11 protein-coding genes are annotated in these 19,917 nt (G+C 47.1%); 8 read left to right on the top strand and 3 right to left on the bottom strand.

Features of this window, described 5'->3' with window-relative positions:
- Nucleotides 1-18: 18 nt before the first annotated feature.
- The 5 genes from deoC (at nt 19) to IEY13_RS23895 (ending at nt 5,761) form a co-directional block, all read left to right on the top strand.
- Nucleotides 19-690 (top strand): deoxyribose-phosphate aldolase, encoded by a 672-nt coding sequence (deoC, locus tag IEY13_RS23915; RefSeq protein WP_188957106.1) that lies wholly within the window; start codon nt 19-21, stop codon nt 688-690.
- Nucleotides 691-732: 42 nt separating this feature from the next.
- On the top strand, nt 733-1,182 hold the full coding sequence (locus tag IEY13_RS23910) for an SPOR domain-containing protein (RefSeq protein ID WP_188957104.1): 450 nt from the start codon (nt 733-735) through the stop codon (nt 1,180-1,182).
- 18 nt (nt 1,183-1,200) lie between these two features.
- Nucleotides 1,201-2,382 carry a M20 metallopeptidase family protein gene (locus IEY13_RS23905; protein WP_188957102.1) on the top strand — a complete coding sequence of 394 codons (1,182 nt, stop codon included), beginning with the start codon at nt 1,201-1,203 and terminating at the stop codon, nt 2,380-2,382.
- Nucleotides 2,383-2,659: 277 nt separating this feature from the next.
- Nucleotides 2,660-5,005, top strand: coding sequence for an NADP-dependent malic enzyme (locus IEY13_RS23900; RefSeq protein WP_188957100.1), 2,346 nt, complete (start codon nt 2,660-2,662; stop codon nt 5,003-5,005).
- A gap of 66 nt (nt 5,006-5,071) precedes the next feature.
- Nucleotides 5,072-5,761, top strand: coding sequence for an MlaE family ABC transporter permease (locus tag IEY13_RS23895; protein ID WP_229687995.1), 690 nt, complete (start codon nt 5,072-5,074; stop codon nt 5,759-5,761).
- Between the two features lie 8 nt (nt 5,762-5,769).
- Here the strand turns inward: IEY13_RS23895 and pbpC are convergent, their stop codons facing one another.
- The 3 genes from pbpC to IEY13_RS23880 all read right to left on the bottom strand — a co-directional run bounded on the left by pbpC (nt 5,770) and on the right by IEY13_RS23880 (nt 16,383).
- Nucleotides 5,770-8,172 carry a penicillin-binding protein 1C gene (pbpC, locus tag IEY13_RS23890; protein WP_188957095.1) on the bottom strand — a complete coding sequence of 801 codons (2,403 nt, stop codon included), beginning with the start codon at nt 8,170-8,172 and terminating at the stop codon, nt 5,770-5,772.
- A gap of 26 nt (nt 8,173-8,198) precedes the next feature.
- Nucleotides 8,199-10,613 carry an ABC transporter permease gene (locus tag IEY13_RS23885; RefSeq protein WP_188957093.1) on the bottom strand — a complete coding sequence of 805 codons (2,415 nt, stop codon included), beginning with the start codon at nt 10,611-10,613 and terminating at the stop codon, nt 8,199-8,201.
- Nucleotides 10,614-10,818: 205 nt separating this feature from the next.
- Nucleotides 10,819-16,383 carry an alpha-2-macroglobulin family protein gene (locus IEY13_RS23880; RefSeq protein ID WP_188957091.1) on the bottom strand — a complete coding sequence of 1,855 codons (5,565 nt, stop codon included), beginning with the start codon at nt 16,381-16,383 and terminating at the stop codon, nt 10,819-10,821.
- Between the two features lie 155 nt (nt 16,384-16,538).
- On the opposite strand from IEY13_RS23880, the gene IEY13_RS23875 reads away from it, so the two are divergent.
- From IEY13_RS23875 to IEY13_RS23865, 3 genes are all read left to right on the top strand, one after another.
- Nucleotides 16,539-17,456: a helix-turn-helix domain-containing protein gene (locus tag IEY13_RS23875; RefSeq protein ID WP_188957089.1), complete on the top strand. Its 918-nt coding sequence runs from the start codon at nt 16,539-16,541 to the stop codon at nt 17,454-17,456.
- A gap of 160 nt (nt 17,457-17,616) precedes the next feature.
- Entirely contained in the window at nt 17,617-18,192 is a 576-nt protein-coding gene (locus IEY13_RS23870; protein ID WP_188957087.1) for a hypothetical protein, read from the top strand.
- A gap of 138 nt (nt 18,193-18,330) precedes the next feature.
- Nucleotides 18,331-19,911: a C1 family peptidase gene (locus IEY13_RS23865; RefSeq protein WP_188957085.1), complete on the top strand. Its 1,581-nt coding sequence runs from the start codon at nt 18,331-18,333 to the stop codon at nt 19,909-19,911.
- Nucleotides 19,912-19,917 lie beyond the last annotated feature (6 nt).

Raw genomic sequence — 19,917 nt, 5'->3', positions numbered from 1 at the left:
GCTCAAAGCGAACGGATTATGCAGGTAACGCAATACATAGACCACACTATTTTAAAGCCCACCACCCTGGTGGCAGATATTGAACAATTATGCAAAGAAGCTGTAACCTATGGCTTTGCAGCAGTATGCGTGCCGCCACCGTTTGTAAAACTGGCTAAACAGCTTACGGATGGTTCGCCGGTTAAAGTGGCTACCGTTATCGGTTTTCCTTTCGGCTATTCTGCAGTAGAGGCTAAGATAGCCGAAATTGTACTGGACATAGTTGATGGTGCCGACGAGCTGGACGTGGTAATTAACCTGATTGCGCTAAAAAATAACGACTGGCAACTGCTGGGTAATGAAATAAGCCATATTATGCCTGTGATACGCAGCAAAGGCAAGGTGGTAAAAATTATCATCGAATCCGGCATTCTTACCGATGAGGAAATTATCAAATGCTGCGAACTGTATGGTGTGGCAGGTATCGATTACCTGAAAACCTCTACCGGATACGCCGAAAAAGGTGCTTCTGTACACGCCGTGCAGCTGTTTAAAAAACACTTACCTTCCAACGTACAAATAAAAGCTTCCGGCGGTATACGCGATTATGCGTTTGCAAAAGAGCTGGTTGAGGCGGGTGCTACCCGTTTGGGTTGCAGCGCCAGTGTAGCCATTGCTACCGGCCAGGCTGCCGGTGCAGGAAACTATTAACGGTTCAGTTTTTGAAATTTACTCAGGTATAACAATCATCTTATGAAAGCTGCAATAAAAAAAGGAATCCTCATTTTTTTGCTTACTGCATGGGCCGGTGCTTTACAGGCACAGGATACCGTTGTGGTGCGTAAAGATTCCAGGCTGGATATGCTTACTGCCAAACAGGCAGCTTATAATAAGCTTGCGGGAAAAATGACCAACAACGGATTGTATCGTGGCTATCGCCTGCAGGTTATTAACACCCGCAGCCGCGAGCAGGCATTTCAGGTTAAATCTGAATTATTACGTCGTTTTCCTGACGAAAAAACCTACCTGCTGTACCAATCGCCTTATTTTAAAGTACGTATAGGCAACTTTCTGGAGCGTTCTGCAGCAGAAGAGTTTAAAAGAATGGTGGCTAAGCAATATCCGCAAGGGGTGTATGTAATTGATGACGCTATTGAATACAAACCTACCGAACAGGATGAGGCTGATTTGTCCACTGAATAATAATCAATTGAGCATCTGATGAGTGTAGAGCTAAAGATTAAGACCCTTGCCCGGCAATATGCCGAAGAGTTTACCCAGGTGCGCAGGCATTTGCATGCACACCCCGAATTAAGTTACCAGGAACATGCTACCTCTGCTTTTTTACAGCAGAAGCTACAATCATATGGTATTCCGTTTACTATAAAAGCCACTACCGGTATTGTGGGTATTATTGAGGGCCGCAACCCGCAAAGCCGTGTTATTGCCCTGCGTGGCGATATGGATGCATTGCCTATTAAAGAGGAGAACAATGTACCCTACCGCTCGCAAAACGAGGGGGTTATGCATGCCTGCGGGCACGATGTGCATACTACCTGTTTACTGGGGGCCGCCAAAATACTCAACGAGCTTAAAAATGAGTGGGAAGGAACGGTTAAGCTGATATTTCAACCGGGTGAAGAAAAAAATCCGGGAGGCGCTTCCATTATGATTGCGGAGGGCGTGCTGGAAAACCCAAAACCACAGGGCATTTTTGGCCTGCACGTACATCCGGGACTGGATGCCGGGTTACTCAGCTTTCGCAAGGGCCGTGTAATGGCCAGTGCAGATGAAATTTATATTACCATCCGAAGCAAAGGCGGGCATGCGGCTGCTCCCCATCTTACTGCCGACACTATATTAATAGCTTCTCAGCTTATTGTTAGCCTGCAACAGATTATCAGCCGTAACAACAATCCGTTGTCTCCTTCGGTATTGTCTATCTGTTCTTTTCAGGGCGGGCATACCACTAACGTTATACCCAGCGAGGTAAAGCTGATGGGTACTTTCCGTGCTATGGATGAAGAATGGCGCTTTAAAGCTCACGAGCTTATCCGCAAGCAAACCATAGGGCTGGTAGAAGCGATGGGTGCGGAAGTTGATCTGCACATTGATATTGGCTACCCTACGGTAGATAATGATCCGGAATTAACCGAAAAAGGATGGAGCCTGGCAAAGTCTTATATGGGGGAAGGAAATGTGCAGGAAACCGAAATGCGCATGGGCGCGGAAGATTTTGGCTACTACACCCAGGTTATTCCGGGATGTTTTTTCAGACTGGGAGTACGTAACGAAGCAAGAGGCATTGTACATAATGTGCATACCCCACGGTTTGATGTAGATGAAAACGCCATTGAAACCGGCATGGGAATAATGGCGTATCTCGGTGCCGCTGCACAATAAAACAGAAATTAAAGCTTAGTATAATTCAGGGCGTTGCCAGTGGTAACGCCCTGAGTGTTTGAAATATACACCCCCTAACATACAGGGTAAAACATTGATTCTGTTAGCGTTTTGTTAAACGAAACTTCCTTTTGTTCATACTCCCCTCCGTTAGCTATCAGATATTCCCGTATTTTTGCGGCCTTGCCGGCATAGAAAGCAGTCCCCCTTCAATTTCAACCCTGGTCTGTTTGTGTTAATGGATTACCGTGTTTACATGCCGGCTAAAAACAGAAATATGGATAAGCAGATTCAACTGAGAAAGCAGCAGGCGCTGGAGTACCACAGTAAAGGTCGCCCCGGAAAAATTGAAGTAGTACCTACCAAAGAAGCGAAAACACAAAGAGATCTTTCCCTCGCTTACAGTCCTGGAGTAGCAGAACCCTGTAAGGAAATTTTCAACAACAAAGAAGATGTTTACAAATACACCGCCAAGGGCAACCTGGTAGGGGTAATCAGTAATGGAACGGCCGTACTGGGTTTGGGAGATATAGGACCCGAAGCTGGTAAGCCGGTAATGGAGGGTAAAGGCGTATTATTTAAAATATTTGCTGATATAGATGTGTTTGACATCGAAATCAACGAAAAAGACCCCGAGAAGTTTGTTCAGATTGTAAAATCGCTGGAACCTACGTTCGGCGGTATTAACCTGGAAGATATTAAAGCGCCGGAATGTTTTTATATAGAGAAGGCATTGCGCGAGCAGATGAATATTCCGGTAATGCACGACGATCAGCATGGAACTGCTATTATTAGTGGTGCTGCCTTGCTGAACGCACTGGAAATTCAGAAGAAAAAGATTGAGAAGGCAAGATTTGTAATTAACGGAGCAGGTGCTGCGGCTATGGCCTGTGTACAGATTTATGTGGCACTGGGCGCCCGTTATGAGAATTTTACCATGTTTGATATTGATGGCGTACTGCACACCGGCCGTACCGATCTGGACGAAGTGAAAAGGAAATTCGCTGTTCAGAAATCGGATATCAACCTGGAAAAAGCCATGAAAGATGCCGATGTGTTTGTGGGCTTAAGTGTAAGAAATGTGGTTACGCAGGAAATGGTGAAGAGCATGGCTAAAAACCCCGTGGTGTTTGCAATGGCCAACCCGGAACCTGAAATTTCTTACGACCTGGCTACTGCTGCCCGTAAGGATATTATTATGGCTACCGGCCGCAGCGATTATCCTAACATGGTAAACAACGTATTAGGGTTTCCTTTCATTTTCCGCGGTGCGCTGGATGTACGTGCCAGCCAGATTAATGAAGCTATGAAGCTGGCGGCTGTAAAAGCACTGGCCGACCTGGCTAAAACACCGGTGCCGGATATTGTAAACCTGGCGTATAACCAAAAGAACATGTCTTTTGGTCCTGAGTATATTATTCCTAAACCGTTAGACCCGCGTTTGCTGGCTACCGTATCGCCGGCAGTGGCAAAAGCTGCTATTGACAGTGGTGTGGCAAAAGTGAAGATTGATGACTGGGAAGCATATACCATTGAACTGAACAAACGTCTGGGGCTGGATAATCAGATTATGCGCGCACTGGGCGCCAAAGCCCGCCGCGATCCTAAGCGTATTGTATTTGCTGAGGCAGACAACGTAAAAGTGCTGAAAGCAGCCAGTATTGTATACGATGAGGGTATCTGTTATCCTATCCTGTTAGGGAATGAGGAAAAAATACGCCGTATTGCGGAAGAAAATACGCTGGATATCAGCGATTTACCAATCATAGATCCACACCACGAGTCTACTGAAGAAAAGAGAAACCTGTACGCAGAGGTATTCTTCTGGAAGCGGCAGCGTAAAGGCTTCAACTATTACGAGAGTAAGAAAGTGATGAGCGACCGTAACCACTATGGTTGTATGATGGTGGAAATGGGGGATGCAGATGGTATGATTTCCGGTTTAACCCGCGATTATGCAGAAACCATTCGTCCGGCCCTGCAGATTATTGGTACGGAGGAAGGAGTGAAGCGTATTGCCGGTATGTATCTGTTGCTGACTAAAAAAGGACCTTTGTTCCTGGGAGATACTACGGTTAACTTTAACCCCACGGCAGAAGAACTGGCAGATATTGCTGAACTGGTGGCTAAAGAGGTAAAAACCTTTAACCTTACACCACGTATAGCTATGCTTAGCTACAGCAATTTCGGCAGCAACAACTCGCCCGAAGCAAGACTGGTAGCAGAAGCTACCCGCATTTTGAAAGAGCGTGACCGTACACTGATTGTGGATGGTGAAATGCAGGCATCCCTGCCTTTCAACAAAGAAATTATGCGCGATAACTATCCGTTCAGCGAACTGGTGAACGAAGATGTAAACACGCTTATCTTCCCCAACCTGTCTGCCGGTAACGTAGCTTACGGTTTATTAAAAGAAGTTGGTGGCGCTGATGCTATTGGCCCGATTTTGTTAGGATTGAAAAAGCCGGTACACGTACTGCAACTGGGAAGTTCTGTTCGCAGTATTATCAATATGGCTAATATTGCAGTAATAGACGCGCAATTGAAATGCAAGCTGAACACTGATGATGCTGTTCAACGCTCGCAGTGGTGGAAAGGACGTAAAGGCAAAAAGGATAAGTAATAAGTTAATCTAGCATAAATGCATCTTTTAACACAGATAGGCAGGTACCTGCTCATGCTTAAGGGCATGATTTCGAAACCTGAAAACAAGAAAATGTACTGGAAAGAGTTTATGACCCAGTGCTATGAAATTGGTTTTGGTGCTATGCCTATCGTGTTAATTATCTCTTTCTTCTTGGGGGCGGTAACTACTGTACAAACTGCCTATCAGCTGGTAAGTCCGCTGATTCCCAAAACCACTATTTCCATGATTGTGCGCGATACCATTATGCTGGAATTATCACCTACCGTGGTATGTGTGGTATTGGCCGGTGTGGTAGGTAGTAAAATTGCGAGCGAGCTGGGTAATATGCGGGTGAGCGAGCAGATTGATGCTATTGAAATTATGGGTATCAATACCAAAAGCTACCTTATTTTGCCAAGGGTGCTGGGTGCATTAGTCGTAATACCTGCGTTAATTGTGCTTTCTATGTTTCTGGCGCTGATAGGGGGTAGAATAGCGGGCAGTTTAGCCAACATACTTTCTACTGAAAGTTATGATATCGGGCTGCGTCAGAACTTCAAACCTTTCAACGTATTCTTCTCCTTGATTAAGGCATATACTTTTGCCTTCCTTATCAGCTCTATATCTGCCTATTTTGGTTATTATGTAAAAGGCGGCTCATTAGAAATTGGCCGTTCCAGTACCACAGCAGTAATTGTAAGCTGTATTCTGATACTGCTGGCGGATTATGTACTGGCAGCGCTTTTACTGTAAGCTACCTCTTATTTCTTTTCCTGTGTCTGTATTTCAAAATTGCGGGTAATACTTTCCCCATTTTCATCAATTACGGTAAGTACGTGTTTACCCGGTGCGGGATTAACGGACAACTGGTGAAACTGTTGGGTGGTAGCTACAAAAGCATCATCAATATGCCAGAACAGTTTGCTGTTGGTATTGCGGTGGGTAGCCCTGAAAACAGTATTACCACGTTCGCCGGATATTTCCAGCGGCACATAAATACGTGCGCTTTCTTCGGGATAAATAATCTCCAGTACTTTACCATTGTCCTCCGCGCAGCCGGGTAAAAAAGCGGGCAGCGGCTTATAATCAGCATGTTGCAGCCGGTAGTAATATTCAATGGCAGGGGGCAGTATAAACCAGCTGGTGTGCTGCATCCCGGCAGGTGAAACACAATTGGCTGTTACACGATATTGCCCTGTTTTATCCAGATGCACCATTTTATGGTAGGGGCAAACCGGCGCATTTACCGCGCGGTTATCTGCCAGCATGGTATCGGCTACCGGGCAGTCGGTACCTGCCTTAAAACCGGAATGATGGCAAACCGGCAGATAGGTAAAGCCGGTAGATGGTGCCGTAAACCAATTGGTTAACGGCAGGCTACGGAATATCTCAAATAAGATAGGCGCAGCCGTATTAATGCCTGTAAGGCCGGGCCGCCCCTCGCCGGTTGTATTACCCACCCACACCACTACACAGTATTTGGGTGTAAACCCTACCGCCCAGCCATCTCTGAAGCCAAAGCTGGTTCCCGTTTTCCAGGCTACCCGCTGCGCCGAACCAAAAAGCCCCCATAATCCTTCCTCACCCGGCCGCATTACTTCCGTCATAGCATTAAACGTGTGCCACAGGGCGGGGTAGCTGAAGAGTTGGGAGTTGTTAGCTGTTAGTTGGGAGTTTTTACTTTTTACTTTTGAATTTTGAGTTTTTATATACCCCGGCATAAACCAATCCTCCGGATTCCACTTACCCTTATTCTGTTGCTCATGCAAATACATACGGGCCATGCTGCTGTATACGCCTGCCAGTTCGTAAGGCGTAACCTCACAGCCGCCCAGTATCAGGCTCATGCCGTAAAAGTCGGCAGGGCGGGGCAGGGTGCTAAGGCCACATTCTTTTAATACATGGTAAAAGCGTGGGTACTTGTATTGCTGCAGCATTTTAATAGCGGGAATGTTAAGGCTGCGTGCCAGTGCGCGGTTGGCGGGCACAGCACCATCATACCCCAGATCAAAATTCTGTGGGGTATAGCCGTTTATCTGAGTAGGTATATCCGGTATCAGCTGGCGGGGTAGTATACTGCCTTCGGTAAGCAGGCTGGCGTAGAGTATGGGCTTTAAAGTGCTGCCTGGGCTGCGTGGTGCATTTAGTACATCTACATGGCTTTCCAGTGCAGCATCTGCTGTATTGTATATGTTACCGGTGTAGGCCACTACCTGCCCGCTTTCTATTTCCATTACCATGGCAGCCGCGTTGTTTATCTGGTTGCCTTTTAATACCTGCTGATGCCTTTCTACAATACCGTTTACCAGTAGTTGCAGCTGGTAGTTTATAGTAGTTTGTATACCTGTAGTAAGGTCTTTATTGTCAGCATGCAGGGCTGCATATTCCCTTTTAAAGCGGTCCAGCAGGTGCGGGGCCAGCTGTGGCAGTGGGCGGGGGGCGCCGGGTAGGGGCTCCTGCTGTGCCAGCCGGCAGGTAATACTGTCTATTTTATGGGTGGTATATAATTTATACAATAAACTATTGCGCTTGTTCAGCAGCTGGTCGCGGTTTTTGCCGGGGTGTATGGAAGCAGGTGCATTTGGCAGCACAGCCAGCGCTGCGGTTTCGCCCCAGCTTAACTGTTCGGGGCTTCTGCCAAAGTAGCGCCAGGCAGCTGCCTGTAGCCCAACCACGTTACTGCCAAAGGGGGCATTAGAGGCGTACAGGGCCAGTATACTCCGCTTGCGGTAGCCGCATTCCAGCCGCACGGCTAATACAGCCTCCTTCATTTTATTCCATAGGTTGCGGCTGCGGTTACCGCCACTCAGGCGCATAACCTGCATGGTAAGGGTGCTGCCTCCGCTAATGGTTTTATGGTGCTGCAGGTTTTGTTTTATGGCACGGGCAAGGGCTGCTACATCCACACCCGGATGGTAAAAAAAGCGCTTGTCTTCATAGGTGGTAATACAATCCACAAACTTTTGCGGTACAGCGCTATCATAAGGAAAACGCCATTGGCCATCTGCTGCTATAGAGGCATTCAGTAAGTGCCCTTCTTCATCCATCAGAATAAAGCTGGTGGGCGCTTTAAACAGCTGAGCTGGCAGGCACAGCCAAAAACATACAATCATAATCAAAGCTATTCCTGCCAGTATCTTTTTCCGCTTGCCGTTTAGTTTCATAACGGCGATGAATATACAACAATCAGCTATTCAGAACGCAGGCTTTGCACCGGGTTGGCCAGGGCTGCTTTCAGTGTTTGAAAACCGATAGTGCCCAGGGCAATCAACAGCATCACCAGGCCTGCAAACGGGAATATCCACCAGTAAATAGAAATATGATATTGAAAGTTCTGTAGCCACTGGTTCAGAAAATACCAGGCTACCGGTACTGCTATTAAAAAGGCTACCAGCACCAAGCGTAAAAAGTCTTTACACAGCAGGCGGGTAATGCCTTGTACACTGGCGCCAAGTACCTTACGCACCCCTATTTCTTTGCGGCGCTGCTCCATTACCAGCTGCACAATAGCAAAAAGCCCCAGGCAGCTAAGCAAAATAGCTATGGAAGCAGCAGTACCAAACAGGGTGCTCAGGCGTTGCTCTTTCTCATACCAACGTAATGTGTTTTCTGTAATATAGGAAGCTTCTATTTTGTTTGCGGGCTCAATGCGGCGGTAGGCATCCTGTATCATTGTCAGGGTATGGCGTGGGTTACCGGTATTTACTTTCACCAATATATAACCGTATCCGCCACGGCCCATATGCAAGGTTAGCGGCTCTACTTTTTCGTGCATGGAATACAGGTGAAAATCAGGAATAACACCAATTACCGTCCATTTGGGTTTGGCACTATCTGTATAAAAAGATAATCCTATTACCTGCTTTTCATCCAGCTGTTTAGCCATGCTTTCTGTAATCACTATATTATCCTGATCCTGGGCGGTATCTGATGGAAAAGCAGCACTGAATTCACGGCCGGCCAGCAGCGGAATACCAATGGTTTTGAGGTAATCATAGTCTACATTGAGCAAACCTGTATTTACTATCTTGTCTTTATAACTGAAACCGTTGGCCATAGAAGCCTGGCTACCATCCTTACCAATACCCAGATTTATATCACTGGCCGATATCTGTACTACTTCCGGGTGAGCAGCCATCTGCTGCCTGAAGGCCCGCAGGTAGTGTTGAGAGTTGTCTGTGTTTTTAATGGGAATACTGATAAGCGATTCCTGCTCATAACCCAGCGGTGCATTGCGCAGGTGCTGAAACTGGCTGAATATAACAATGGTGCTGCATATAAGCAGACTGGCCATTACAAACTGAAACAGAATTAAGCCGTTACGCACACCCGAGGAGCGGCTTACTTTCAGTTTTCCTTTTAATACTTCTACGGTATTAAAACGGGATACCAGCCAGGCGGGGTAACCACCTGCCAGAAAAGACACGAATAACATGCCGCCCAATATGCTCAATACCACCAGCGGCTGTAGCAGAATGGCGGGTGATACTTTTTCTCCAAAGGTGCGTATACAAAGTATTACCAGCAGTATAGCGGGTAATAAAGCCATCAGACACAGTAAAAAGCTTTCTGACCACAGTTGCGTAAATATCTGCTTTTTACCGGCTCCGATAGTTTTGCGTACGCCTACTTCCCGCGCGCGGGTAAGTGAGCGGGCTACATTCAGATTTACAAAATTGAAACAGGCTATAAACATTACCACCACGGCTATCAAAAGCAGTGTATATAAATAAAGCTTGCTCACGGCATTTCTGCCACCCAGCTCTTCATTAAAGCGCAGGGAGTTTAGTGAGGCCAGTTTAAACGCATAATAATCGCCCGCAGCGTCTTTTCTAAAGCCTCTGGTATTCATTTCTTCTTCATTAGCCAGCCGGTAGTGTTTTACCACCTCGCGCAGTTCTTTTTCTGCGGTTGCCTGGGTAATATTAGGCTTCAGCTGCACATATACATTGTGGTGCTGAAAGTTCCAGTTGTTTTTCAGTTCGGGATAATCGTTGTTGATTTCTATACGTGCCAGCGTTTGAAACTGCAGGGTGGAGTTGTCTGGCGCATCTTCCAGCACGGCAGATACCGTAAGGGTTTTCCAGTGGCTACCCAGTTTTACTTCAACAGATTTTCCTATGGCGTCGCTATCGCCAAACAGGGCTTTAGCGGTGGTTTCGTTCAGGGCAATATCGCTCTCCGAAGCCAGTGGGTTGGCTCTGTTGCCGGCTTTAACAGGAAAGCTAAACATGCTGAAAAAATCTGCACTTACCAGTTGTATGCTTTTGGCTAGTTCTTTATCACCATAACGTATGCCTTGCCCGGCCCACATATACGGAGTGGATTTTTCTACACCAGGTACCTCTGCTTTAAAAGCCGGCGCAGCGGGGTAGGCCATGCTGGCAGACAGCTTGTCGCCCTCCCTGGCATGCGATACACTATATACCTTAAATATCCGGTTCACGTTTTTGTGAAAACGGTCGTACGAAAACTGCCTTTGTACCATCAGAAATAGTACAATGCAGCAGGTGAAGGCCACGGTAAGGCCCAGCACGTTTATGCCGGCCGTTAACTTGTTCTTTTTCAGGTTACGCCAGGCAGTAAGAAAATAGTTTCGGAGCATACTGTATAGTTCTGATATGTGCAAAATGGAACATACGAGGTGCCATAAATGTTAATGGCTGATTGTCAGATATATAAAAGAGACCGGCCTGCTGAAATGTACGCTTTTGATACAGCGTATGTTCATTTTCAGCAGGCCGGTCTCAGGGTATCTGTATACTGTGCCTTTAGTGCGGGTTCAGTGATAAAGCGTTCAAATTATCGGCTTACTCCTTTACCTCTATCCATTTTCCGGTGGCGCCACCGTTGATAGTATGGTCGTACATGGCTTCGCAATATACCCCTGGCCAAAAGTAACGGCCTGGGTAAGCTGCGTTCAGCTGTACATAGTAGGTAAGCGTTTCCCGCGGACGGATATCAAAATAATGGTAAACCCTGTCATCTCTGATATCCATATAGGAAGAAGGAGATGATTTAAAGCTACCCTCGCTGTTGTACAGGCGGGTGTTCAAAATCTCCCATCCACCAGGAAACACCTGCGACAGGGCCATATTCGTGTACCCACCGCGTTTGCCGGGGTTGGTTACCGTTACTTTGGCTACAAAGTCGGTACCCTGGCTTAACTGGGCAGGATCTAACGGCTGGCCGGTGCTGCTGAGGTAACTTACGTTTACCTGCAACACATCCGGGTTGTTGGTAACAGGCACCGGTTCGGTAGCAAAAGGCTGCCCCTGATTAATTACGCGTACATACAGCACATTGCTGCCTTTGTTGGTAAGGCGTACACTGCTTTTGCCCCTTTGCCAGGTTACAGCGGTCTGCGAAACCGGGCTGCTGCTGTTGAGGGTGCTGTTTTCGCTGTTTACCGCCACTGCAGCGTTTATTTTTTGTCCATTGCTGTTAGTGCCGCAATAGTTGGCAATGGCTATAAGGGAGTAAGCGGTGGTTTGTGTGCTGTACCAGCTTTCCTGTGCCAGTTGCGCTGCTACCTGTTTTACCACGCCTTCTGCCTCTGCTTTGCGCTTCATCAGCGTAAGTGTTTCCAGTACCATTGCCTGATCGCGCAGGCTGCTGCCAAAGCTGTAACCCGGCTCGGTACGGGCCGGGAAGCTTACCGGTAAACCGCTTATCAGTTGCAGGGCTACCTGTTGCTGGCCTGCCAGATAATAGGCTGCTGCCAGCCGCCATTTGGCTTCGGGGGTAATAAACTTAAATTCTTTCAGCCGGTTCATAGCACCCAGTTCAGGTGCTTTGGCCAGGGCCAGCAGGTACAGGCGGTATGCCTGGGTAAGGTCGCTGCCATACCATGGTGCTTCGGTCTGGTTCCAGGCGCTGGCTTTATTGCGCTGGTAGGTACGCCATTGCTGTAACAATTGTGCTGGTACATTATAGCCACGGGCAGTTGCTTCCAGCAAAAAGTGTCCGGCATAGTTGGTACCCCACGCGTCAGCAGTGGTATTGCCAGGCCAGTAACTGAAGCCACCATCAGCTGTTTGAAAGTTCTGTAGTTTTTGCAGGGCTGCTTTAATGTTTCTGTCTATATCTGCTTTCTTTTTATCAGACAGTTCTGTTAACTGCTGCAATACCAGTTGTGGAAACACGGCCGAAGTGGTTTGCTCAATACAGCCGTGCGGATAAGAAATGAGATAGTTTAAACGCTTCTGCAGGTTAATAGCCGGTATGCTGGATACTTCCAGGGTGGCTTTGGCGGTAGAGGCATCACCTATCATGGCTACATTACCCGTCCAGCTCTGGCCGGGTTGCAGCGTAGCTTCTGTTACCTGTGTGGTATAGGGTGCGGCATTGCGTATATCTATTTCTGTTTCATACACCGTTTGTTCCTTACCGGAGCTGGCTACAATTTTAAAGCTGCCAATGCCGGTATTGGGTTTCACTTTTGCATTAAAATACACCAGTTGCTCGCCGGTACCGTTGAAGCTGATGCTTTGTGTGCCGCCAGATTCGATAAACGGATTAGACTGTATGCTCAGGTTTACATTGCGGATGTTGCTTTCTGTAGCAAACACCGTAACCGGTATTTTAATTTCTTCCAGCGGGCCCAACACGCGTGGCAGGGTAGCCATTAACATCAACGGCTTTTTCACCTGCACACTTTTTTCTGCCATACCATATGCGGTACCCTTAGAGGCATCGCCAACGGCTACTACCATGGCGCGTACAGCACCCATATAAGGTGGCAGCGTAAACTGATGGGTTTTGCTGTTGCCATTGCTGCTGAAGGGGCCCATAAAGGTTACCACCGGTTTAAAGCGGTTAGCTCTTCTGGTTTTAGAAGCCAGTTCTGCTTCGCCATCACCACCTATGGTAAGTATTCTTTCCAGTTGTCCGCCCCATGCACCAATTACTTCATCATACAAATCCCAGGTTTTTACACCCAGCGCTTCTTTGGCAAAAAAGGCACTATGCGGATCGGGTGTTTTAAAGCGGGTAAGGTCCAGCAGGCCTTCATCTACCAGGGCAATTACATACGTCATGCTGTTGCCGTTGGCTTCTGATACCGTAATGGTACCAGGCTGCTCGGGTCGTATTGCATCCGGCATTTTAATTACCGGTTTCAGTACCGTGTTTTTGTCTTCTACGGTAATGGGTATGGTGCCATACATACGCAGCGGCAAATCGTTTACTGTTTGTGCGTGCGGCTGTATCAGACTTACGTTAACGTATACGTTTGGCGTCATTTCTTTTTCTGCTGTAAACGAAAACTCTGTCTGGCCTTTGGTGGTGTTTACCCAATAAGTTTTCAGCACCTTGCTGCCGTTTTCCAGGCTAATAAGGGCACGGCCACCTTCGCTGCTGGGTATGGTTAGTTTTACTTTTTCACCGGTGTTGTATTTGTTTTTCTCTGCTGTAAACGATAACATAGCGGCGGCTGAAGCATTGTCATCTCCGCCGCTGCGGCTTTGCCAGCCGTAGTCATCTGCATAAAAGGTTTTGCCGGTAACGTGGCCGCTGCGGGTATCCCGTACCAGTAACAGGTAACGGCCATAGTTTTCAGCTCCTATTTTAACGTCGTAAAAGCCGCGTCCATTGTACAATGTTACAGCGTCTTCTTTTATCAGTTTGTTATACGTGTCCTGGGTAAAATTGCTCAGGTCATCTCCGCTGTTATCCCACCACCAGCGCCATTGAATTTTGTACAGTTCCAGCTTCAGTTCTGTAGAACCCGCTACAGGTTCGCCTTTGGTATCTACATCTGCCAGTTCAAAACGATGGTTTTTACCGGTTTCCAGAAAGCCCCATGTTTTATCGCCCTCAGGTACACGTAAGCCTGCATAACTGCTGTAGGGGTTAAACGGCATAGCCACGTTGTCTATACTAAAGTTGCCACCGGGCTCAAATACTTTTATTACCAGGTTGGCCAGTAGTTGACCAGGTGCCTGCTCGCCGCTTTCAAATACGGGGTTAATAGCTGCCTTACCTTCTGCACTTAACGCACCGTCGAAAATGGTTTTAGACTGGGTGGTAAAAGATGCAGTGGGGTTATCAAATACATAATCTTTAAACTTAGGGAAGGAGGTAGATTTTTTGTACAACTGCGCATCTACTCTCGCTTTCAGGTTTTCGGCAGTAGCACCAAACAACCAGCGGGCGCTGAGTGTGGCGCTGGCCGTAGCGTTTTTACCCAGTGCCTCCATGCCTGCAAAATCCAGATCAATCTTCAGGCGGTTGGGCATTACGGTTTCAATCTTCAACCTTTTTTCAAACGTAGCACCACCCAGTTTTACGCGGCATAACCAGTTGCCGGTAGGGGCCCCTGCATCGGTAGCAGTTCTGAATACATTAAAGCCATCGGCTGCATTGGTTTGTACCAGTCTTTTATACAACTGGCCGCGTGGAGATATCAGTTCCAGTTCCAGCGGGTGATCTTTAGGTAACTGCTGGTCGCGGTCCTGTATAATACAGCTCAGGTATAAGCTGTCGCCTGGCCGCCATACGCCACGCTCTCCAAAAATAAAGCCCTTAATACCGTTCTTCACTTCCGCACCATCCACATCAAAACGGCCCAGTGGTAAGCTGCTGCCATCATCCAGTTTCAGGTAACCTTTTTCAGTTCCTTTTTTAGCAATCAGCAGGTAGGGTTTACGTGTTAATGGTATCAGTGCCAGGCCATCTTTATCAGTATTGGCCTTGCCTATTACCTGTTGCTGGTAGTCTACTACCTGTAATTCCACCTCACCCATGGGGTTAGTGGTAATAATGTCGTTTACGGCTACAAACAGTTGGTTGTTGTTGCTGCGCTTGGCGGTAAGGCCAATATTGCTGGCCAGAATGTTGCGGCTGGCAAAGCGCTCTTTGTTAAAGTAGCTGCGGCTGCAGGGGTTATCGCGTTGCTCCCAGTTGTAGCCGTAAGGGTACCAGGTATCGTAGGTGCGCCAGAAAGCGTCATCCTCATCACCACCGTTGCGGTTGGCTTCGTAGTAATCATACTCATCCTCATCGCCTTCCTCATTGCTGCTGCTATCGGTACCCTGGGTACAGGTATACAGGCTGTATTCCGGCTTAAAGCCTATAAACACCCGGTATATAGCACCCGGCTCGGTACGTACATATTTATCAATATCCAGCGAGAAGCGGTTTTTACGGTGCAGGTTTAAAGCGGCATCTTCATCCAGCTTTAACGTGGCCTGTACCAATGGCCGGGCCACACGGCGCAGTTCATTACCGCCACCCAGATTGTTCTCCTGTAAAAACTGACCAATATTGTTTTCAAATATTTTTATGATGGAAATGTCTACCGCTTTCAGATTGGTAGCTTCAAACGGAAGCACCAGTTTACCGGTGCTGTTAGGCAGTATTTCACCACGTCCATGAATTTTTACAGAGGGCATGCGGTTTTCAAAAAACACATTGGCAGTAAAAGCTTTTTCCAGCTTTTCGCCCCATTGGTTTTCTATGCCTTCATGCACGGCAACGGTATAATCACCATCCAGCTTGCCAGAGCTGTATACCTTTACTTCACTGCCCAGTATGGTGTAGCTGAGCTGCTCCTGATTGCTGATGCCTATTAAACCATCCAGCGATTGCCCCACAGTAATAGGGTCGCTGAATTGTACAAGGGCGTATTGTTCCTCATCCTGCTCGGCCCGTATGTTCATTACTTTAAAATCGCCAATGGCAGGAATGTTAATCTCTTTGGTCTCCTGTATTTTAGAACCCAGTGCATCGCCGTTCCAGCTCAGCTTTAGTGTGCCTGCGCTGCCGCTGCGTTTTACCGGATTAATAACAAAGCCGTGGGTTTTATTGGCGTCGTTGTGTTGCCAGGCAATGGTAGCATTGCTGCCGTTTACCGATGCCTGTAACAGTTTTTCCACTTTGGCGCTTTCTTCCACATCGGCAGTAACCAGCTGTCCGCTAAAACTCATATCTGTTTTGTTCAGCGCACGTAAACCGTTTTCTGATACTTCAAAAGCCGGTTTAATAATCTGAACATTAAATACAAAGTCTTTATAATCGGCGGGTACCTTCATTACCTTATCCAGCTCAAAATGTATCTCATACATTTCATCCGGTTTCAGGTCTTTTTCGGGCTTAAACTCAATGGTACGCGCGTCTGTCCAGTACGCTTTGCCCTCTACCGCGGGGGAGAAGCTGAACAGCTTTTCTTTAATGGTTTCGTTTAAGGTGTGCGTTACCTGCGCATCGGCCGCCAGCTGAATGCGGATGGGGGATTTTTTAGAGATCACCCCTGCACTGTATGCGTTAACATACTGACTGAAAGATGGATCAACGGCTACCAGCTTTTTCTTGCTGTTACAGCCTGCGAGGATCATTACAAACAAACCTGCAATGACTATCCATTGTGTTTTCATACGCCTGAGATCTTGTTTTTGAGTAAAGGATGGCGGGAAATTAAGAAATATATACCACTGCTGCCGTGGTTTACACAACAGAAAAAGGTTTTTCATAACAAGGAGCACACTTAATTTTGCCCCGGACTAATGATTGACTGATTAGAATAGGGCGTATGAACAGAAGAGAGAAGATGGAAACAATAGCAGAAAGCATTGCCTGGTACTCCAAAAAGGTTACAATTTCCCAATCAGCGTGGCCACACGGTCAGCATCCGTATTTTGCACTGCTTGCAGCGGAAGGAGTTTTGCCAGTTGGCGGCCCGGTTAAAACAGACCATTATATACTGGCCGTTTGTATGCGGGGGCAGGGCACGATGCTGATGGATGAAACACAGGTGGCAGTACAACCTGGTAGTTTTTTTATGATTCCTCCCAACTACCGTTACGGTTATGTACATGGAACAGAAGACCTGCTGTTATACTGCATACTTTTTAAAAAAGAATTTCTGGATGAAGCGGTGCTGAAACAAGGTGTGCTGGAACAACTGCTGCTGAGCGAAGCAGAAGCGGTTAGTTTGCTGCCAGAGAATGCGCGGGTAGTAGAAGATGTAATGCGCCGTATGTATGAGGAGTGCCATAAAGAAGATGGTTATGCGCTGCCCATTCTTCGCCTGCAATTGCTGGAGTTGCTGTACGAAGTGCAACGTTTGCATACTGCCAACACAGTGCGTAGTGTAAAACCAGTTACCCGCAGTGCACAGCTGGCACAGGAATACCGCAGGCTGGTAGATGAAAAGTTTACTGATTTGCGAACGGTGCAGGAGTATGCTTCGCTGCTGCATGTATCGCCCAAATACCTGAGCGAGCTGGTGCGGAATGAAACGGGTGAATCTGCCCTGCATATTATTCACCGCAGAATTTGCCGGGAAGCGGCTTATCTGTTGCAGTATACACAGGCTACGGTAAAAGAAGTGGCAGATCAGCTGCATTTTGATACACCTTCTCACTTCAGCCGTTTTTTTAAACAGGTGGCTGGCTACAATCCTTCTGAAGTAAAGAAAGAACTGATGCTGCCGGATACGGCTGCATAACAGTTACCGGAAAATCGGTTCATTTAACCGGAAAATTGGCATTGCCCCGGCTAAAGCACCATACTACCTTTGAGTTATCAAACCACATAGCTAACACACGATTGATGATGAACAAATAGCAGAAAGGAATTATTACAGAAATTATTTAAAGAAACACAAGATGAAACGTTTATTGAAAAGTGGAGCAGTTACACTCTCCTTATTACTTGCCGCCGTTGCAGGCACCTATGCACAAACTACTAACACAGCAAACGGAAGCCGTCCATCCGGCGTATTACTCAGCGTAGGCCCCGAAGCAGGCTTGCCGGTTGGTAAACTTAAAAATGCTTACGATTGGTCGCTGGGTGGTTCTGTACAGGCAGAGATGCCCGTTGTAAACAAGTCGCTGTACCTACTGTTAAATGCAGGCTACAATAACTTTTTTGCCAAAGATGATGTGCCGGGTTTAAACAATATGAAGCTGATACCGGTAAAAGCAGGTCTTAAGTTTTATCCTTATAAAAATCTGTATGTACAGGGTGCAGCAGGTGTTAGCTTCTTATCCAATAAAGATGAAGTAGCCGCCAATAAATCAGCTGTATTTGTATACAGTCCACAGGTGGGTTACCTTATTCCAATTGGAAAAAACAACTATCTGGATGCAGGTGTGAAGTTTGAAAGCATGTCTAAACTCAGCAGTGTGGGCAGCAGTAACAACTTCTTTGGGGTAAGGGTTGCTTACGGGTTAGGCATCTAAAAACGCATAACATCAATCGTTCATTTCAGCTATAAAAGAACCGGCAGGGATTATCCCGGCCGGTTTTTGTTTTCAGGCAATCAGGTATACCATTTGATTGTAAGAAATACCTATTTTGCTTTAACAAAAATTTCTTTTATGCCTATAAGAATGGTGGATGATCCGGATGATCGTTCAGACAATAGTAACGACAATTCCGGCGGCGGCGGTGGCCGTTTTCCCGGTGGTGGTGGCGGCGGTGGTATGCTATTGCCGTTGCTGATGCTATTGATTCGTAAACCCATTTTGCTGGTGGTGGTGCTGGCCATAGGTGGCTTTATGTACCTGCGTGGCGGCTGCTCTGGTATGATGAGCGGCGATGGTAACCAGCAGGAAGCAGGGTTTGCTACCGGTGGTGTGCTGGACCCCAGGCAGTTTAACAAAGCGGAGATTTATGAAGGCCTGGATGTGGGTAAAAATGCCCTGCCCGAAGCCGTTTCGCTGGAAAGATTTTGTCCGCAACGGAAAGACCAGGGAAAACAGGGCAGCTGTGTTGCCTGGAGCAGTGCGTATGCCGCGCGTTCTATACTGGAAGCTACCAGTACGGGTGCTAATCCCGATCAGACTGCTTTCAGTCCATCGTTTATGTATAACCAGATTGGGCTGGATGGCTGCCAGGGCAGTTATATTATACGGGCCATGGAAAACATGACCAAAGTGGGGGCGGTACCTTTTAATGATTTTCCGTATGATGAAAATGATTGTACCCGCCAGCCTTCCGGTGCGTTAAAGCAGGAAGCGGCAGACCACCGTATGCTGGGCTTTACACGCCTTACGGATGGTGATAAAATTAATAACATAGACCTGCATGCTATTAAAGAACATCTGGCTAAAGACGTACCTGTAGTAATTGGTATGATGGTGGGCGGCTCTTTTATGCAGGGTATGATGGGGCAGGAGGTATGGCACCCGAATGATGAAGATTACTCGCAGATGGGCTTTGGCGGCCATGCGATGTGCGTAATAGGGTATGACGACCGTAAGGAAGGCGGTGCTTTTCAGATTATGAACAGCTGGGGACAGGCCTGGGGTAAGAATGGTATTGGCTGGGTAAAGTATAACGACTTTAAGCGTTTTGTGCGTGAAGCATATGGCTTAAACAACATGCCTAAATCCGGCACTGCAGCCAGTGAACATCTGGATTGTAATATTGGCCTGGTACATGCCAAAACCAAACAATATATACCATTGCGTAGCAATGGTGGTAATGTATTCAGCACAGTGCAATCGTTACCCAAAGGCACTACCTTTAAAATGGAGGTAAAGAATAATATTGCCTGTTATGTATATGTACTGGGTATGGAAACAGATGGCAGTAGCTATGTGTTGTTTCCCTACCCTGTAAAAGACGATCCTTCCAAAACCAAATTCTCTCCTTATTGCGGTATTACCGGTTACCGCCTGTTTCCACGGGGTATGAGCATGCAGGCCGATTCTATTGGGAATAAAGATTACATAGCGGTAATTGTAAGTAAAGAGCCGCTGGAAATATTTGATGTAAACCAGAAGGTGAACACCAACCGCAGTGCGGGTTTTGCAGCAGCTGTACAAAGGGCCGTACGGGCACAAAGTATCAGCAATGTGCCTTTTAACAGCACACCCGAAGGGGTAATTCATTTTGAAGCTACTGCAGCTGAAAAGAGTGCGGTAGTAAGCATTGTAGAAATTGAAAAACAGTAAATAACG

The organism is Filimonas zeae (assembly GCF_014641615.1).
Classification (GTDB): Bacteria; Bacteroidota; Bacteroidia; order Chitinophagales; family Chitinophagaceae; genus Filimonas; species Filimonas zeae.
This window is presented reverse-complemented; position numbering and strand designations above follow the sequence as displayed.

Coding starts and splice junctions, on each gene's coding strand:
- deoC (WP_188957106.1), top strand. CDS start 19: ATGCAGGTAACGCAATACATAGACCACACTATTTTAAAGCCCACCACC.
- IEY13_RS23910 (WP_188957104.1), top strand. CDS start 733: ATGAAAGCTGCAATAAAAAAAGGAATCCTCATTTTTTTGCTTACTGCA.
- IEY13_RS23905 (WP_188957102.1), top strand. CDS start 1,201: ATGAGTGTAGAGCTAAAGATTAAGACCCTTGCCCGGCAATATGCCGAA.
- IEY13_RS23900 (WP_188957100.1), top strand. CDS start 2,660: ATGGATAAGCAGATTCAACTGAGAAAGCAGCAGGCGCTGGAGTACCAC.
- IEY13_RS23895 (WP_229687995.1), top strand. CDS start 5,072: ATGATTTCGAAACCTGAAAACAAGAAAATGTACTGGAAAGAGTTTATG.
- pbpC (WP_188957095.1), bottom strand. CDS start 8,172: ATGAAACTAAACGGCAAGCGGAAAAAGATACTGGCAGGAATAGCTTTG.
- IEY13_RS23885 (WP_188957093.1), bottom strand. CDS start 10,613: ATGCTCCGAAACTATTTTCTTACTGCCTGGCGTAACCTGAAAAAGAAC.
- IEY13_RS23880 (WP_188957091.1), bottom strand. CDS start 16,383: ATGAAAACACAATGGATAGTCATTGCAGGTTTGTTTGTAATGATCCTC.
- IEY13_RS23875 (WP_188957089.1), top strand. CDS start 16,539: ATGAACAGAAGAGAGAAGATGGAAACAATAGCAGAAAGCATTGCCTGG.
- IEY13_RS23870 (WP_188957087.1), top strand. CDS start 17,617: ATGAAACGTTTATTGAAAAGTGGAGCAGTTACACTCTCCTTATTACTT.
- IEY13_RS23865 (WP_188957085.1), top strand. CDS start 18,331: ATGCCTATAAGAATGGTGGATGATCCGGATGATCGTTCAGACAATAGT.